Genomic DNA, 15,988 nt, shown 5'->3' with positions numbered 1-15,988 from the left:
AAGTCGGCCCGTACCGTATCAGGCGGACTTGGTCGGCGTGCTCTCCACCCAGCGGATGCCCTCCTTGAGCGCAGGCACGATCTCGGTGCCGATTCGGCGTGCGAGCAGATCGTCCAGGCGATCGAGCGGGCCGATGAGGGCTCGTCCCCCCGCCCGGGCGACGCGGATGGCCGCGTCGATCTTCGGCTGCATCGAACCCTCGGCGAACTTCATCGCGGCGACCGCATCGGCCGATGCCGTGTGGATGTCGCGCTGCTCCGGGGTGCCCCAGTTCTCGCTGACGTAGTCGCCATCGGTGAGCATGATGAGCGTGTCGGCGCCGATGTCGGCGGCGAGAGCAGCCGACGCGAGGTCCTTGTCGACCACGGCCTGCACTCCCACGTGGCGGCCCTTCGAGTCGACGCGGACGGGGACGCCGCCGCCACCCACGCAGACGGCCAGGCTTCCTGCCTCGAGCAGGCGGCGGATGAGCGGTGCCTGCACGATCGACATCGGGGTCGGCGACGGAACGACGCGGCGGAACGCGTTTCCGTCCTTGGCGATCGTCCAGCGGTACTCTGCGGCGGCCTCGGCCGCATCGTGCGCCGAGTACTGCGGGCCGATGAGCTTGGTGGGGCGCTCGAACGCCGGGTCCGACTCGTCGACGACGGTGGTGGTGATGATGCCGGCGACCTCGCGTGCGCCGTTCAGCGCGTTCGAGAGCTCCTGCTGGACGACGTAGCCGATCATCCCCTGGGTCTCGGCGCCCAGGATGTCGAGCGGGTAGGCGGCGACATCCTGGTAGGCGAGGTTCTGCAGCGCGAGCAGACCCACCTGAGGACCGTTGCCGTGCGTGATGACCATCTCGTTCTCACTCGCCAGAGCGGCGAGCGCCTCGCAGGTGGAGCGGACGTTCGCCCGCAGGTATTCGGCGGTCATCGGCTCGCCACGACGAGCGAGGGCATTGCCGCCCAGGGCCACCACGATGCGCATTCTGTCTCCTTTGTTGAGGCGGAGCTGGTACTCCAGGTTCATGGATGGTATTCCATTTGAACAAATGGTATACCTGTGGTGAAGACATTTCACAGCATTCCGCCAGTCGTCACCTCGACGGGCGCGAATGCCTCGGAGAGAAGACGATGACCCCCGTCGCCACCCCTGTCGCGCTTCGCGCGCACACCTGGGATGCTGCGCTTGAGGAGACGCTCTCAGGCGGCAGCGATGCCCCGGCCGCCGGCGTTGCCGCCGTCCACTCGGTGCACGCACGTGTGGTCAACATCCGCTGCGGAGCGATGCTCGTCGCTCTCGCCCACGAGGATCTCGATGACGCTCCCTGGACGATCCGCATCGTCGAGCGCGATTGGCCGATGATCGCCTCGGCCCGCGTCGGCGACCGGGTCGCCTTCGCAGCCGATGGCGTCGTCCTGCGTCCCGAGGTCGACGACCTGCGGATCACTCTCGCGAGGGTGGATGCCGTGGTGCTCCGCGCCGGCACAGGCATCCCGTCTGCCGATTCGCTTCTCCTGGCGCTCTCCGTGCTCGACGGCATGTCCTCACCCGCACCGACGACGCCGTTCGGCGCCCTCGCGGCGGACGCCCTCAACGCGGGCATCCGCCGCCTCGACACCGCAGCACGAGTGCTGCTCGGGTCCAGCGGACGGACGACGAGGGCGTCCGTCACGACCGCGGCCGAACGGCTGCTCGGTCTGGGCGAGGGGCTGACACCCTCGGGCGACGATGTGCTCACCGGCCTCGCCTTCGTCTGCGCCCATCCCGGCTTCGGCCTGACCGCACTCGTTCCCCCGCTGCGGGCCGCCGCTGCCACTGCAGACCGCCGCACCACCCAGCTGAGCGAAGTGACACTGCGCGCCGCGCTCACAGGACGTGCGCGCAGACGCATGCATGACCTCGTCGACGCCGTCATCGCGCATGCCGAGAAGGACCTGCGCATCGCGGTGGCCAGGACCGCCGAGATCGGCCACACCTCCGGACACGACATCCTCACGGGCATCCGCCTGGGGATGCAGCTCTCCGCATCCGCCACCAGCCGACCAACCCCATCCGATCAAGGAGATCATCGATGAGCACTGCACCCACGATCGACGAGCGCTACCTCGCCAGCGCCGCCGCGGGCGACCTCGAGGGCGTCAAGGCAGCCCTCGCAGAGGGCGCCGACACGAACGCCGTCGACCGCGAAGAGGCGACCGCTATCCTTCTGGCCGCCCGTGGCGGTCACCTCGACGTGGTCAGGGCGCTCATCGCCGAGGGCGTCGATATCGACGCGCAGGACCAGACCTGCTCGAATCCCTTCCTCTTCGGATGCATCAACGACCAGCTCGAGCTGGTGAAGATCATGGCCGAGGCGGGTGCCGACCTCAAGCGGCTGACGCGCATGGGCGGAAACGGCCTGACGCCGGCCGCCGAGAAGGGCCACCTCGAGGTCGTGCGCTATCTGCTCGAGAACACCCGCATCAATGTGAACCTCACCAACAACCTCGGCTGGACCGCGCTCATCGAGACGATCATCCTCGGCGACGGCGGACCTGTGCGGCAGCAGATCGTCGAGCTGCTGCTCGCGCACGGTGCGAAGCCCGGCATGCCCGACCCGTGGGGCACCTCCCCCGCCGACCTCGCTCGCGAACGCGGCTACGACGAGATCGTCGCCATCCTCGAGAACCACCAGGCCTGACAGACCCGAAAGGACGACGATGACCAGACACATCGAAATCAGGAAGAACACGTACCTCGACTCGGTCTCGCTCATGTCGATGAGCACCAAGGCGAACGCCGTCGAGGGCGTCACCCAGGCTCTGCTCGGCATGGCCACCCCCATGAACAAGGAGGTGCTCGCCAACGTCGGGGTCGACGATCCGTCCGTCGACGAAGCGCGCCCCAGTGACCTCATGATCGTGATCGACGCCGCAGACGACGCGCTCGAAGCGGCGATCGCAGCCGTCGACGGCATCCTCGCCCGGAAGGACAAGAAGGCGGCGGATGCCCGCGAGGTGCGCTATCGCACCCTCGACGGCGCATTCCAGGAGGCACCCGACGCGAACCTCGTGATCATCTCGGTCAACGGCGCGTTCGCAGCCCGTGAAGCGCGCAAGGCGCTGAACGCGGGCAAGAACGTGATGATCTTCTCGGACAACGTCTCGGTCGAGGACGAGCTCGCCCTCAAGAACCTCGCCCACGAGAAGGGCCTCATCGTCATGGGGCCCGACTGCGGCACCGCGATCATCAACGGCACCGGTCTCGCCTTCGCGAACGCCGTGCGCCGCGGCAGCATCGGAATCGTGGGGGCCTCTGGCACCGGCAGCCAGGAGGTGTCGGTGCGCATCCACGACTTCGGCGGCGGAGTCTCGCAGCTGATCGGAACCGGCGGACGTGACCTGAGCACCGAGATCGGGGGCATCTCGATGATCGACGGCATCCGCGCCCTCGACGCCGACCCCGAGACCTCGGTGATCGTCATCATCTCCAAGCCGCCTGCAGAGGATGTCGCGACGAAGGTGCTGGAGGTCGCCGGTCAGGCATCCAAGCCGGTGTTCGTGACCTTCCTCGGCTCCGACCGCACCGAATCAGGATTCGACAACGTCACGATGGTGACCGCCGGCACCAAGCCGCTGGCGATCGCCGCGGTCGTCGCCTCTGGCATCGACGAATCGACACTCGACAAGCACCCGCTGAACATCCCCCTCATCGAGGAGGTGCGAGCCAAGCTCGCCCCTGAGCAGAAGTACGTGCGCGGCCTGTTCTGCGGCGGCACCCTGTGCGACGAGTCGATGTTCGCGGCCCTCGCGAAGTACGACAACGTGTACTCGAACATCCAGAAGGACCCTGCCTACCGGATCGGGGCCATGGACGAGTCGCGCGAGCACACCTTCCTCGACATGGGCGACGACGACTTCACCAACGGCCGCCCGCACCCCATGATCGACCCGTCGCTGCGCCTGCAGCGCATCGTCGAAGAGGCCAAGGATCCGTCTGTCGGCGTCATCGCGATGGACTTCGTGCTCGGGTTCGGCGCGCACGACGACCCCGTCGGCGTCACGATCCCCGCCATCACCGAGGCGAAGTCGATCGCCGCGGAGCGCGGTCACCACCTCGAGATCCTCGGCTACGTGCTGGGCACCGATCTCGACACCCCCGCCATCGGCGAGCAGATCGCTCAGCTCGAGGCCGCCGGTGTGACCATCGCCTCCTCCTCCACCAACCTCGGGCTGCTGGCCCGTGAATTCGTCGCGAAGGGTGACAACTGATGAGCGTCAACGACCTGTTCTCCGCGAACCTGAAGCCGGTCAACCTCGGCCTCGACATGTTCGCCGACGACCTGAAGAAGCAGGGCGTCGAGCCGGTCCTCATGGACTGGACCCCACCGGGCGGCGGTGACCCCGACGTCATCGCCGCGCTGAGCCGGCTCGAGGACCCCGCTGTGGCCGAGCGCATCGACGCCGCCAACCAGGTGGCACTCGATCGCATCCTGTCGTCGCAGCCGTTCCTCGAAGGCTTCGGCCAGGCGATCGACACCGTGCCCGGCATGACCGCGAAGACCATCCTGCATGCGGGCCCCCCGATCGAGTTCACCCGGATGTCGGGCCCGATGAAGGGCGCCGTCACCGGTGCGCTCGTGTTCGAGGGCCTTGCGAAGAACATCGACGAGGCGTTCGAGCTCGCCGCGTCCGGCGAGATCACCTTCTCGCCGTGTCACGAGCACCAGTCCGTGGGATCGATGGCGGGTGTGACGAGCGCGAGCATGTGGGTGCACAAGGTCACCAACCGCACGCACGGCAACACCGCGTTCACCAACCTGTCCGAGCAGCTGTCGAAGATCCTTCGCTTCGGAGCCAATGACCAGTCGGTCATCGACAGGCTCAACTGGATGCGCGACGTGTTCGGTCCGATCCTCTCGGCGGCCATGTCGCTGAACGAGGACGGGCTCGACCTCCGCCTGATGCTGTCGCAGGCGCTGCACATGGGAGACGAGGCGCACAACCGCAACGTCGCAGGCACCACGCTGCTGATCCAGGCGCTCGCGCCGTACATCCTCGAGACCGACTTCACCACCAAGGAGAAGCGCGAGGTCTTCGACTTCGTCGCCTCGTCGGACTACTTCTCCGGTCCCACCTGGATGGTGGCGGCGAAGGCATCGATGGATGCTGCGAACGGAGTCGAGAACTCCACGATCGTCACGACCATGGCCCGCAACGGCGTCGATTTCGGCATCCGCGTCGCCGGCACCGGTGGTCAGTGGTTCACCGGGCCGGCGCAGGAGGTCATCGGTCCGATGTTCGCCGGCTACACGCGCGAGGACTCCGGTCTCGACATGGGCGACTCGGCCATCACCGAGACGTTCGGCATCGGCGGCTTCGCGATGGCGGCTGCTCCCGCCATCGTCGCGCTCGTCGGCGGCACGGTGGACGAGGCCATGGGCTACTCCCGCACGATGAACGCGATCACCACCGGCAACAACCCGAACATCACGATCCCCGCGCTCGATTTCATGGGGGTTCCCTCCGGCATAGACGTGCGCAAGGTGATGGAGACCGGCATCCTGCCCGTCATCAACACCGCGATCGCGCACAAGGAGCCGGGCATCGGCATGATCGGCGCAGGCATCATGCACCCGCCTGTCGAGGCGTTCCAGAAGGCGCTGCGCGCCCTTGCAGACACGGTGAAGCCGTGACCGCCCCGGCGCCCGCTGCCGCGGGGACGCAGCTGAAGTGGTGGAAGAAGGGCGACATCGCGGCCTTCTTCGCCCTGTTCACGAACAACCTGACGAACATCATCACCTTCACGGCCCTGCTCACCATGGCGGGCCTGCCCGTCGACATGGTGGTCGGCCGGATCGCCCCCGCGTTCGGGCTCGCGATCCTCATCACCTCGTCGATGTACGTGTGGTTCGCCCGCCGTCTGGCGGCGAAGGAGGGACGCGGCGACGTCGTGGCTCTGCCGTCGGGTCCGAGCGCGCCGTCGATCTTCACGGTGACCTTCCTCGTGATCCTGCCCGTCTACTCGACCACACAGGACGCAGAGCTGGCGGTCGGCATCGGACTGGTCTGGGGCTTCCTCGAGGGCCTGATCCTCGTGGTCGGGTCGTTCTTCGGCGATCTGCTGCGCCGCGCCGTCCCTCGGTCGGTGCTGCTCGCGTGCCTCGCAGGTCTGGGTCTGCTGCTGCTCGCGATGAACCCGATGCTGCAGAGCTTCCAGTTCCCGGTCGTCGCGTTCCTCGTGCTGGTCATCGTGTTCATCAACTGGTTCGGCCGCTCGCCGTTCCTGGGCAAGGTGCCGACCGGCCTGCTGCTGCTGATCGTCGGCACGGCGGCCGCGTGGGCGTTCGGCCTGCAGACGCCCGAGGCCGTGCAGGCCGCCCTCGTGCACGCCGGATGGCATCCGCCCCAGGTGTCGATCGGCAGCTTCTTCGACGGCATCGCGCACTCCGCGCCGTTCCTCGCCTCGGCCGTGCCGCTGGCGCTGGCGAACTACGTCTTCGACCTCGAGAACATCGAGGCCGCAGAGGCCGCCGGTGACCACTACAGCGCACGACCGGTCATGCTCGTCAACGGCGGCGCGACCATGGTCGGTGCGCTGATGGGCAACCCGTACCCCGTCACCGTGTACATCGGCCACACCGCGTACAAGGAGATGGGCGCGGGAATCGGCTACACGATGCTGAACGGCGTCACGATGTTCGCCGTCGGCCTCTTCGGCATGAGCGCGCTGCTGCTGTCGATCGTGCCCATGGCGGCGATCGCCCCGATCCTGATCTACATCGGCATCGTCACAGCCGCCCAGTCGGTTCGCGAGACGCCGAAGGTCGAGCTGCCGGTGATCTTCGTCGCACTGTTCCCGTGGATCGCGAACTGGGCGAACAGCCTCGTGAACAACACGCTGAAGGCGGTCGGCACGAATGCGGGAGAGGTGGGAGCGGATGCTCTGAACCAGGCCGGCACGTACTTCTCCGGCATCGCCACTCTCGGCAACGGCGCACCGCTGTCCTCGCTGCTGTGGGGGATGATCGCGATCTTCGCGATCCGCAACAAGCCGCTGCTGGGTGCGATCGTCGGCGCGCTGGCAGCGCTGCTCTCCCTGTTCGGCATCATCCATGCGGCGAAGCCGAGCCTTCCGGAGACCTGGGCGCTGAGCGACACGCATGTGCTGTTCCTCGTCGCCTACCTCATGGTCGCCGCGCTGTTCGTTGCCAAATGGGTGCAGGATCGCATCACCGGTGACACGGTGACCTTCGGTCCGAATGACGAGATCACGCTGAGCAGCGCCGTCTCGCCGTCCCTCATCCAGTCCACGAAGGGCTGACCGACCCGGCGGGCTCGGAGGTGCACCCCCTCCGAGCCCGCCTCTCCCCCAGACCCGGTGTGCACAGAGAAACGGATGGCCATGTCCACCCCCGCAATCGATCCCCTCCTCGTCGACCCGGGCGCAGAGCGGGTCGCCGAGTACGCGTCGCGTGGTTACGCCGACGAAGTGCTCCCGATCCGCCCGCAGGACCGCACGTGGAAGACCCCGCAGTTCATCACGGTGTGGATGGGCCCGATCCACAACATCCTGTCGTACTTCACGGTGATGACCTTCTTCGCACTGGGCCTCAACGCCTGGCAGGTGGTGGGCGCCATCATGACCGCAGCGGTCATCGTCTCGGTCGGCTACATCCTCAACGGACAGGCGGCCGCCAAGTACGGCGTGCCGTTCGCGATGCAGCTGCGCGAGGCCTTCGGCCATAAGGGCGCCCTGGTGCCGACCTGGGTGCGCGGCATCATCGCCGGCTTCATGTTCTTCGGGATCACGAGCGTGTCATCGGCGCAGGCCTTCGACGTGGTCTTCGAGACGATCTGGCCCGGTTTCACGCAGATCGGCGGCGGCGCCGACATACTCGGTCTGCCCGTGCCGACGGCCATCTCGTACCTGGTCACCTGGATGCTCACCGTCGGGCTCTTCGTCGGCGGGCAGGCGTTCCTCGGCAGGTTCAGCAACTGGGCCAACCCGGCCGTCTTCATCCTGGTCGTCATCGCCGTGGTGCTCGCCGTCGTCAACGCCGGCGGTATGGGCGCGGTGTTCTCGACACGGGTCGTGGACACCCCTGTCACGCCGCTGATCTTCATCACCTGCGTATCCATCCTCGTGTCGAACTGGGCGGGGCCCATCGTCAACACGGGCGACTACACACGCAACGCCACGTCGATGCGGGCGCCCGCGATCGGCTTCCCGATCGGTGTGATCGGCTCGTACCTGCTCTTCGCGCTGGTCACCGTGTCATTCGTCGCCGCCCTGCAGGTCGTCTCGGGCGGGAGCTTCGACATCAACCGCCCCGGGGTGTTCATCCAGGCCATCAGCGAAGGAGTCGGCAACCCGTTCGTCGTCGTGCTCCTCATCCTCGCGATGAACGTCGGCGCGATCGCCTTCGTCGTGTTCGGCAACATGCTGCCTGCCGGCCTTCAACTCACCGCTCAGCTGCCGAAGCTCTTCACGCTCAGGCGAGGTGCCATCCTCGCTGCCATCATCGGCACGCTCATCCTGCCCTGGCAGTTCGTCGAGAACACCGACGCACTGTTCCTGTTCTACTCTCTGATCGGCTCGATGTTCGGCCCCATCGCCGGCATCATGCTCGCCTCGTACTTCGTCGAGCGACGCAAGACGCTCGACATCGAAGGCATCTACGCCGACTACCGCGGCGGTCAGCACGGCTCGCTGCCCGCCTACAACTGGCGGGCGCTGGGTGTGCTCGTCGCCAGCTTCGCGATCACGATGATCGGGCGCCTTCCCGGCGTCGCGTCGGTCGAGTTCCTGGCGCAGGTGAACAACCTGGCCTTCTTCTCCGGCCTGATCATCGGCTTCGGCGGGTATGCCCTCCTCACCCTCACCGCACGCAAGGCCCGCTGACGCGGACATCCAAGGAGAACACCATGACTCACCCCATCCCCGGCGCAGAGACGCTCGAGAAGTACTTCACCCCGGCCGTCGAGGTCACGATCGAGGGGATGCGCTCCGGCACCGGCGGGCCCTTCGGCGCGACCCTGGTGGATCCCGATGGCGAGATCGTCGTCGCCGTCGGCAACACCGTCATCAAGGACACCGACATCTCGGGGCACGCCGAAATGGTCGCCGTGCGTGAAGCCTGTCGCAAGCTGAACACGCTCGACCTCTCGGGTCACGTGATGTACGCGACCTGCGAGCCGTGCCCCATGTGCGTCTCGGTGATGATGTGGGCAGGCATCACGACCTGCTACTACGCATCGACTCATGTGGATGCCGGAGAGCACGGCTTCAGCGATGTGCACCTGCGGCGGTACCTCGACGGCAGCGACACCTCGACGCTGGACATGATCCACCTGGACGCCGGCCGCGACGACTGCGCGTCGATCTGGGCGGAGTTCCGCGCGCTCAACTCCTGAACGCCCTCCGACGCGCAGAAGGCCGGTCCGACAGGACCGGCCTTCTGCGTCGTCGCGCCTGACGGCGAGACTACTTCTTCTTCTTGCTCTGCGCCCGTCGCTGCTCGCGGTTGCCCGACGGCTGCTCCTCGGCATCCACCTGCTGGCCGAACGAGCCGCGTGCGGCGGCGGCGCGCTGGGTCGCCGCCTGCTGCACCTGTCCGCGTTCGTTGCGCACCTCGACGTCGCCCGAATCGTTAGGAGCTGAGTACTCGAGCTTCTGGACCGGCTGCTCGTCGACCAGTCCCTTGGCCTCGACCTCGGTCTGATCGTCGCCTGCGCGACGCACCTCGACCTCGAGGTTGTACAGGTAGCCGACCGACTCCTCCTTGATCTGGCCCATCATCGCCTGGAACATCGCGTAGCCCTCACGCTGATACTCGATCAGCGGGTCGCGCTGCGCCATGGCCCGCAGGCCGATGCCGTCCTTGAGGTAGTCCATCTCGTAGAGGTGGTCGCGCCAGCGGCGATCGAGAACCTGAAGCACGACGCGGCGCTCGAGCTCGCGGGTCGCGGCCTCGCCGAGGGCCTCTTCGCGCTTCTCGTAGGCGATCTTCGCATCGGAGAGCAGCTCCCGCTTGAGCCCCTCCGCCGTGATGGCGCCCTTGCGGTCGCCCGCCTCAGCCACCACCTCGTCGATCGTGACGTCCATGGGGTACAGCGTCTTCAGCTCGGCCCAGAGCGCGTCGAAGTCCCAGCTCTCGGTGTGGCCCGTGCTGGTGTGGTCGTCGACGATCCCGCCGATCGCGTCCTCGATGAAGTGCTGCACGCGGTCGGCGATGTCGTCGCCGTGCAGGATGTGGCGACGATCTGCGTAGATCGCCTCGCGCTGGCGGTTGAGCACGTCGTCGTACTTGAGGACGTTCTTCCGCATCTCTGCGTTGCGCGCCTCGACCTGCGACTGCGCACTGCGGATCGCGCGGCTGACCAGCCCCGATTCGATCGGAACCTCGTCGGGGAAGTTGGTGCGCGCCAGGATCGCCTCGGCCGCACCGGACTGGAACAGTCGCATGAGGTCGTCGGTGAGGCTGAGGTAGAAGCGGCTCTCGCCGGGGTCGCCCTGACGGCCCGATCGACCGCGCAGCTGGTTGTCGATGCGGCGCGACTCGTGACGCTCGGTGCCGAGCACGTACAGTCCGCCCGCCTCCGCGACCTTCTTGCCGTCCTCGGCGACGCGCTTCTTCATCGCCTCATAGGTCTCGTCCCAGGCGGCCTCGTACTCCTCCGGAGTCTCCTCGGGGTCGAGTCCCTTGGCTTTGAGCTCCTGCACGGCGAGGAACTCGGCGTTGCCGCCGAGCATGATGTCGGTGCCTCGACCGGCCATGTTGGTCGCGACCGTGACGGCGCCGAGCTTTCCGGCGAGCGCGACGATCTCGGCCTCCCGTGCGTGGTTCTTGGCGTTCAGCACCTCGTGCTTGATGCCCTTCTTGGCGAGCAGTCGCGAAAGGTACTCGCTCTTCTCGACGCTCACCGTGCCCACGAGCACGGGCTGGCCGGCCGCGTGACGCTCGGCGATGTCTTCGACCACCTGCGCGAACTTCGCCTGCTCGTTCTTGTATACGAGGTCAGGCTGATCCTTGCGGATCATGGGCCGGTTGGTCGGGATGGGAACGACGCCCAGCTTGTAGGTCGACATGAACTCGGCCGCCTCGGTCTCGGCGGTACCCGTCATGCCGGCGAGCTTCTCGTACAGGCGGAAGTAGTTCTGCAGCGTGACGGTCGCGAGGGTCTGGTTCTCGGCCTTGACCGGCACGCCCTCCTTCGCCTCGATCGCCTGGTGGATGCCCTCGTTGTACCGTCGACCGACGAGGATGCGGCCGGTGTGCTCGTCGACGATCATGACCTCGTCGTTCATCACGACGTAGTCGGTGTCTTTCTTGAACAGGGCGATCGCCTTGATCGAGTTGTTCAGGAACGAGATCAGCGGGGTGTTCGCCGACTCGTAGAGGTTGTCGATTCCGAGGTAGTCCTCGACCTTCTCGATGCCGGGCTCGAGCACGCCGATCGTGCGCTTCTTCTCGTCGACTTCATAGTCGACGCCGGCTTCGAGGGTGCGGGCGATCTTCGCGAACTCGGTGAACCAGCGGTTCGCCTCGCCCGACGAGGGCCCCGAGATGATGAGCGGGGTGCGGGCCTCGTCGATGAGGATCGAGTCGACCTCGTCGACGATCGCGAAGAAGTGCTCGCGCTGCACGAGGTCTTCCTTGCGCCACGCCATGTTGTCGCGGAGGTAGTCGAAGCCGAATTCGTTGTTCGTTCCGTACGTGATGTCGGCGGCGTACTGCTGCCGGCGCACCTCGGGCGACTGACCCGACACGATGGTGCCCGTGGTCATGCCGAGGGCGCGATGGACACGCCCCATCAGCTCGGACTGGTACGAGGCGAGGAAGTCGTTCACCGTGATGACGTGCACGCCCTTGCCCGCGATGGCGTTCAGGTACGAGGGGAATGCGGCGACGAGCGTCTTGCCTTCACCGGTCTTCATCTCGGCGATGTTGCCGAAGTGCAGTGCCGCGCCGCCCATGATCTGGACGTCGTAGGCGCGCATGCCGAGGGTGCGGCGAGCCGCCTCACGCACGGCGGCGAAGGCCTCGGGCATCAGCTGGTCGAGGGTCTCGCCCTTGTCGAACCGGGCGCGCAGCTCGGCGGTCTCGTTCCGCAGCTCGTCGTCGGTGAGCTTCTCGAACTCGTCTTCGAGCGCGTTCACGGCCTTCGCGACCTGCTTCAGCCGGCGGAGGATGCGACCCTCGCCCGCACGCAGCAGCTTCTCGAGAGGATTCGCCACGGATGTCTCCCTTGGATTTCTCGTCCCCGCGCATGGGTCAGCGCCGGGCATGCTTTGCCATGTTACCGGCGCGTGACCTGCGCACGCTGTGCGTCGGCCAATCCTTCTGCCACGCTCGCGGCGAACAGACACGCCGGTGCGGATGACGCGCAGCCCCGCTTTTCCCGATATGCATATACCCAGAAACCCAATACAGGGAACCGTCGAGGAGTCCGCATGTCCGTACGCAACAGTCTGCTCGCCATCCTCGATCAGGGGCCCTGCTACGGCTACCAGCTGCGCGCGGAGTTCGATCGGCGCACCGGATCGACCTGGCCGCTGAACGTCGGTCAGATCTACAACACCCTGGAACGCCTCGAGCGCGACGGCTTCGTCGCGAAGGGCGACGTCGACGAGCAGGGGCATGTCTACTGGGAGATCACGGAGCAGGGGCGCGTCGAGGTGCGCGCCTGGCTGGACTCCCCTGTCGAGCGGACGCAGGGCACCCGAGACGAGCTGGTGATCAAACTGGCCATGGCGGCGACCCTTCCCGGTGCGGATGTCGCTGATGTCATCCACCGGCAGCGCCGCGCGTCGCTCGCGCAGCTGCAGGAGCTGAACCGTGCCGAGTACGCAGGTCCTGACCCTGACGGACCGGAGGAGCTCGCCTGGTCGCTCGTCGTCGACTCGATGATCATCGCCGCAGAAGCAGAGCTGCGATGGCTCGACCACGCAGAGCAGCGGCTGAGCGGGCGCCCGCAGCCCGGCCTCCGCCTCGAGCTCTCGACCGAGCGCCCCAAGCGTGGCCGCCCGGCGAAGCTCAGCTCCTCCTGACCCGCTGATGCGCCGCACCGCGATGGCGTGAGCCCCGCGCATCCGCTTGCGCTCGCGCTGTTCGCCGCGGGCGCACCAGATGCACAGCCTGCGCATCGTCCGGCGACCGTAGGATCAAGAGCATGGCCGGTTTCTGGGGCAGACGTAAACGAGAAGATGAGGCACTCGCCGCGCAGGACGCGGATCTCGCGCGCCGCGCCGAGCAGGCGCTGGTCGCCGCAGACGAGCGCATCCGCACGACGGCCGACGAGCTCGCCTTCGCGCAGGCCGAGCTCGGTGACTCCCTCACCGCCGACCTCGACAACGCGCTGCGGTCGGTGCGCACGCACCTCGGAGAGGCTTTCCAGCTGCACCAGCTGAACCACGACGAGATTCCCGACACCGTCGAAGAGCTGCGCACCCGCAACGCGCGCATCATGCAGCTGTGCGAGTGGGCCGAGAGCCTGCTGGACGAGAAGACCGGCGAACTCGCCGAGACGGTCGCCAAGGTGCGCCGTGCTCCCGAGATCATCGCGCAGGTGCGACGGGATGCCGAGGCGCTGGCGTCGCGCATCCCGCAGGCCCGCTCGACGATCGACCGTCTGTCGTCGCGATACTCCGAGACCGCCATGCGCCGTATCGCCTCGTCGGGCGATGAGGCCGAGCAGCTGCTCGCCTTCGCCACGCACGGTGCCGATGTCTCCGAGCGCCGCCGCGCCGCGCGTCAGAACGAGGAGGCGAACCTCGCACTCGAGACGGCGACAGAGGCCGTGCGCCGGGCCGGCGCGATGCTGGATGCCGTGGAGGACTTCGAGATCCAGGCTCTGAGAGCCGAGTCGACACTCGCTGACGTCGTGGCCGATTCCCGGGCCGACATCCTGGCCGCGCGCAACGCGCCGCAGACGCCCGAAGTGGCCAAGGCGACCGGCGAACTCGAGGCGGCGCTGCTGGCGCTCACCCCGTCAGGAACCCGCAACGACCCGTTCGCCGAGCTCACGCAGCTGCGCGGCGCCAACACCGCGCTCGACGAGGCCATCGCCAAGGCGCAGTACCGCGCGCAGAACCCGCTCCCCTCACTCGAGCACGTTCAGCACGCCCTCGACGACGCGGATCGCCAGCTCGGTGTCGCGCGAGGTCTCATCGCCGGGCACCGGGGATGGATCGGCGCCGACGCTAGAACACGACTGGCCGAGGCCGAGCGGCTGCGCATCGATGTGCCGAACCTGCTGCCCGCAGAGGACACCAGAGAGCAGGCGCTCTCCTCGGCGAGGCGCGTGGCGCTGCTGGCCTCGGAAGCGCTCCAGCTCGCGCAGCGCGACATCGACTCCTCCCGCCCTCAGAATCAAGGCTGGGGCAACGATGTCTACGGCGGCGGTCGCCGTGGCATGGGCGGCGGCGACATCATGGGCGGTGTCCTCGGCGGACTGGTGATCGGCAGCATGCTGGACGGATTCTTCGACTGACGACCATCCAAGCACACACGACAAGAGAGGCTCCCTTCGGTGAAGGGAGCCTCTCTTGTCGTGTTCAGCGGGTCAGGACGCCAGCTCCTCCTCCGCCGGCGGAGCGGCGGTCTCGAGCGCGATGACGCCGTAGTCCCAGCCCTTGCGGCGATAGACGACGCTGGGGTGATCGGTTCGGGCGTCGACGAAGAGGAAGAAGTCGTGGCCGACCAGCTCCATGCGGTCGACCGCCTCTTCGACGGTCATCCATTCCGGGTCGAAGCTCTTGGTGCGGATGACGACGGGCGAGTACGTCTCTTCCTCATCCTGCTGCACGGGGATCGCGCCCGTGGCTACGGCGCGCAGCACATCGACTGAGGCAGGCTGGACGTCGATGCCTTCGAGCGCGCCGCTGCCCTTCTCGAAGTGTGCCCCGCGCGGGTGGTTACGGCCGTCGATCCGCTTCTCCTTCGCACGGCGCAGCTGCTCGGCGAGCTTGTCGAGCGCCATGTCGAATGCCGCGAACTTGTCGGGATCGATCGCTTCGGCGCGAACCACAGGCCCCTTGCCGAGGAGAGTGAGCTCGACCGTCTCATCGGGCAGTCGGCCGTTGCGATACGCGCGATGGGTGACCTTGATCTCGAGTCGCTGCGCGCGCGGGGCGAGGGTCTGGATACGGGCTGTCTTCTCTTCGACAACGGTACGGAATCGGTCGGAGATGCTCACTCCGACGCCGACGATGCTCGTTTCCATCAGTGTCTCCTTGTCCCGGTCCTCCCGGCCAAGGGCGGACCGTGGTCGCCTTGTGACCACCTACGCTAGTCCTCGCACACCGACATGTCACTATCCGTTCATCATGAATTCGCCGTGTCGTGAAGACGAGGCGTTGCTGCGAGCGCGACAGCGCAGACGGGCGTGAATCCGGCGGCGCGCAGAGCCCTCGCCGCTTCGTCGAGGGTCGCCCCCGTGGTCACCACGTCGTCGACGATCACCACCGCGCCGCGCCCATGGACCCGCGCGCGCATGCTGCCGGCGACGTTCCGGGCACGCGCGGCGCGACCGAGCTCCCGTTGGTCACGGGTACGGCGGGCGGGAACGAGCACACGGTGCGAGGCGAGACCGGTCCGACGGATGAGAAGTTCGGGTACGCGGTAGCCGCGACGCCGGAACGCGCCCCGGCTCGTCGGCACCGGGACGATCAGCGCCTCACGCGCCTGAGCATGCAGGACGGACTGCAGCGCGGCCCCGAGCGGCCAGGACAGCATGGTCGCGCCCTGCTCCTTCAGCCGCCTGATCGTGCGTGCGGGCACTCCTTCGTAGCGCAGTGCGGCATGCACGAGCAGACCCTGCGGTGTGCGGCTGCGGTGCGGGTCGGACCGCAGCAGCATCCGGCAGTCGTCACAGAGCAGAGTTCCGACGCGGTCGCAGCCTGGGCAGCTCGACGCGAGCAGCAGCGCAAGAACGTCGCGGGAGATCCGCTGCCAGGCATCCGATGTCATCCCCCGACTCTGCCGCGCCGCGAGGGGGACGGGAGGTGCCGACGTCCG

General features: G+C 67.3%; 13 protein-coding genes. 9 read left to right on the top strand and 4 right to left on the bottom strand.

Features of this window, described 5'->3' with window-relative positions:
• Positions 1 to 18 precede the first annotated feature (18 nt).
• Positions 19 to 972 carry a carbamate kinase gene (locus JOE67_RS13935; protein WP_204976122.1) on the bottom strand — a complete coding sequence of 318 codons (954 nt, stop codon included), beginning with the start codon at positions 970 to 972 and terminating at the stop codon, positions 19 to 21.
• A gap of 146 nt (positions 973 to 1,118) precedes the next feature.
• On the opposite strand from JOE67_RS13935, the gene JOE67_RS13930 reads away from it, so the two are divergent.
• The 7 genes from JOE67_RS13930 to JOE67_RS13900 all read left to right on the top strand — a co-directional run bounded on the left by JOE67_RS13930 (position 1,119) and on the right by JOE67_RS13900 (position 9,383).
• Complete coding sequence (locus JOE67_RS13930) at positions 1,119 to 2,063, top strand: oxamate carbamoyltransferase subunit AllH family protein (protein ID WP_204976121.1); 945 nt, start codon at positions 1,119 to 1,121, stop codon at positions 2,061 to 2,063.
• On the top strand, positions 2,060 to 2,668 hold the full coding sequence (locus JOE67_RS13925; RefSeq protein WP_204976120.1) for an ankyrin repeat domain-containing protein: 609 nt from the start codon (positions 2,060 to 2,062) through the stop codon (positions 2,666 to 2,668). The genes JOE67_RS13930 and JOE67_RS13925 overlap by 4 nt, the downstream gene beginning before the upstream one ends.
• Before the next feature lie 19 nt (positions 2,669 to 2,687).
• Entirely contained in the window at positions 2,688 to 4,238 is a 1,551-nt protein-coding gene (gene fdrA / locus JOE67_RS13920; protein ID WP_204976119.1) for an acyl-CoA synthetase FdrA, read from the top strand.
• On the top strand, positions 4,238 to 5,662 hold the full coding sequence (locus tag JOE67_RS13915) for a YlbE family protein (protein ID WP_239528163.1): 1,425 nt from the start codon (positions 4,238 to 4,240) through the stop codon (positions 5,660 to 5,662). The genes fdrA and JOE67_RS13915 overlap by 1 nt, the downstream gene beginning before the upstream one ends.
• A complete protein-coding gene (locus tag JOE67_RS13910; RefSeq protein WP_204976118.1) occupies positions 5,659 to 7,290 on the top strand; it encodes a SulP family inorganic anion transporter in 1,632 nt (543 codons plus the stop codon). The genes JOE67_RS13915 and JOE67_RS13910 overlap by 4 nt, the downstream gene beginning before the upstream one ends.
• Before the next feature lie 81 nt (positions 7,291 to 7,371).
• On the top strand, positions 7,372 to 8,871 hold the full coding sequence (locus tag JOE67_RS13905; protein WP_204976117.1) for a cytosine permease: 1,500 nt from the start codon (positions 7,372 to 7,374) through the stop codon (positions 8,869 to 8,871).
• 23 nt (positions 8,872 to 8,894) lie between these two features.
• Positions 8,895 to 9,383 (top strand): nucleoside deaminase, encoded by a 489-nt coding sequence (locus JOE67_RS13900; protein WP_204976116.1) that lies wholly within the window; start codon positions 8,895 to 8,897, stop codon positions 9,381 to 9,383.
• 70 nt (positions 9,384 to 9,453) lie between these two features.
• Here JOE67_RS13900 and secA read toward each other — a convergent pair whose 3' ends face one another.
• Positions 9,454 to 12,207 carry a preprotein translocase subunit SecA gene (gene secA / locus JOE67_RS13895; RefSeq protein ID WP_204976115.1) on the bottom strand — a complete coding sequence of 918 codons (2,754 nt, stop codon included), beginning with the start codon at positions 12,205 to 12,207 and terminating at the stop codon, positions 9,454 to 9,456.
• Between the two features lie 216 nt (positions 12,208 to 12,423).
• Here secA and JOE67_RS13890 point away from each other — a divergent pair, with 216 nt between their 5' ends.
• Complete coding sequence (locus tag JOE67_RS13890; protein ID WP_204976114.1) at positions 12,424 to 13,020, top strand: PadR family transcriptional regulator; 597 nt, start codon at positions 12,424 to 12,426, stop codon at positions 13,018 to 13,020.
• A gap of 122 nt (positions 13,021 to 13,142) precedes the next feature.
• Positions 13,143 to 14,462: a coiled-coil domain-containing protein gene (locus tag JOE67_RS13885; RefSeq protein ID WP_204976113.1), complete on the top strand. Its 1,320-nt coding sequence runs from the start codon at positions 13,143 to 13,145 to the stop codon at positions 14,460 to 14,462.
• A gap of 72 nt (positions 14,463 to 14,534) precedes the next feature.
• Here JOE67_RS13885 and hpf read toward each other — a convergent pair whose 3' ends face one another.
• Together hpf and JOE67_RS13875 are read right to left on the bottom strand one after the other, a co-directional pair.
• A complete protein-coding gene (gene hpf / locus JOE67_RS13880; protein WP_204976112.1) occupies positions 14,535 to 15,194 on the bottom strand; it encodes a ribosome hibernation-promoting factor, HPF/YfiA family in 660 nt (219 codons plus the stop codon).
• A gap of 101 nt (positions 15,195 to 15,295) precedes the next feature.
• The gene (locus tag JOE67_RS13875) at positions 15,296 to 15,940 is read right to left on the bottom strand and encodes a ComF family protein (protein WP_204976111.1); all 645 of its coding nucleotides are present in this window, start codon (positions 15,938 to 15,940) and stop codon (positions 15,296 to 15,298) included.
• Positions 15,941 to 15,988 lie beyond the last annotated feature (48 nt).

Source organism: Microbacterium esteraromaticum (genome assembly GCF_016907315.1).
Classification (GTDB): Bacteria; Actinomycetota; Actinomycetes; order Actinomycetales; family Microbacteriaceae; genus Microbacterium; species Microbacterium esteraromaticum.
This window is presented reverse-complemented; position numbering and strand designations above follow the sequence as displayed.

Coding starts and splice junctions, on each gene's coding strand:
- JOE67_RS13930 (WP_204976121.1), top strand. CDS start 1,119: ATGACCCCCGTCGCCACCCCTGTCGCGCTTCGCGCGCACACCTGGGAT.
- JOE67_RS13890 (WP_204976114.1), top strand. CDS start 12,424: ATGTCCGTACGCAACAGTCTGCTCGCCATCCTCGATCAGGGGCCCTGC.
- JOE67_RS13915 (WP_239528163.1), top strand. CDS start 4,238: ATGAGCGTCAACGACCTGTTCTCCGCGAACCTGAAGCCGGTCAACCTC.
- hpf (WP_204976112.1), bottom strand. CDS start 15,194: ATGGAAACGAGCATCGTCGGCGTCGGAGTGAGCATCTCCGACCGATTC.
- JOE67_RS13885 (WP_204976113.1), top strand. CDS start 13,143: ATGGCCGGTTTCTGGGGCAGACGTAAACGAGAAGATGAGGCACTCGCC.
- JOE67_RS13900 (WP_204976116.1), top strand. CDS start 8,895: ATGACTCACCCCATCCCCGGCGCAGAGACGCTCGAGAAGTACTTCACC.
- JOE67_RS13925 (WP_204976120.1), top strand. CDS start 2,060: ATGAGCACTGCACCCACGATCGACGAGCGCTACCTCGCCAGCGCCGCC.
- JOE67_RS13935 (WP_204976122.1), bottom strand. CDS start 972: ATGCGCATCGTGGTGGCCCTGGGCGGCAATGCCCTCGCTCGTCGTGGC.
- fdrA (WP_204976119.1), top strand. CDS start 2,688: ATGACCAGACACATCGAAATCAGGAAGAACACGTACCTCGACTCGGTC.
- JOE67_RS13905 (WP_204976117.1), top strand. CDS start 7,372: ATGTCCACCCCCGCAATCGATCCCCTCCTCGTCGACCCGGGCGCAGAG.
- JOE67_RS13875 (WP_204976111.1), bottom strand. CDS start 15,940: ATGACATCGGATGCCTGGCAGCGGATCTCCCGCGACGTTCTTGCGCTG.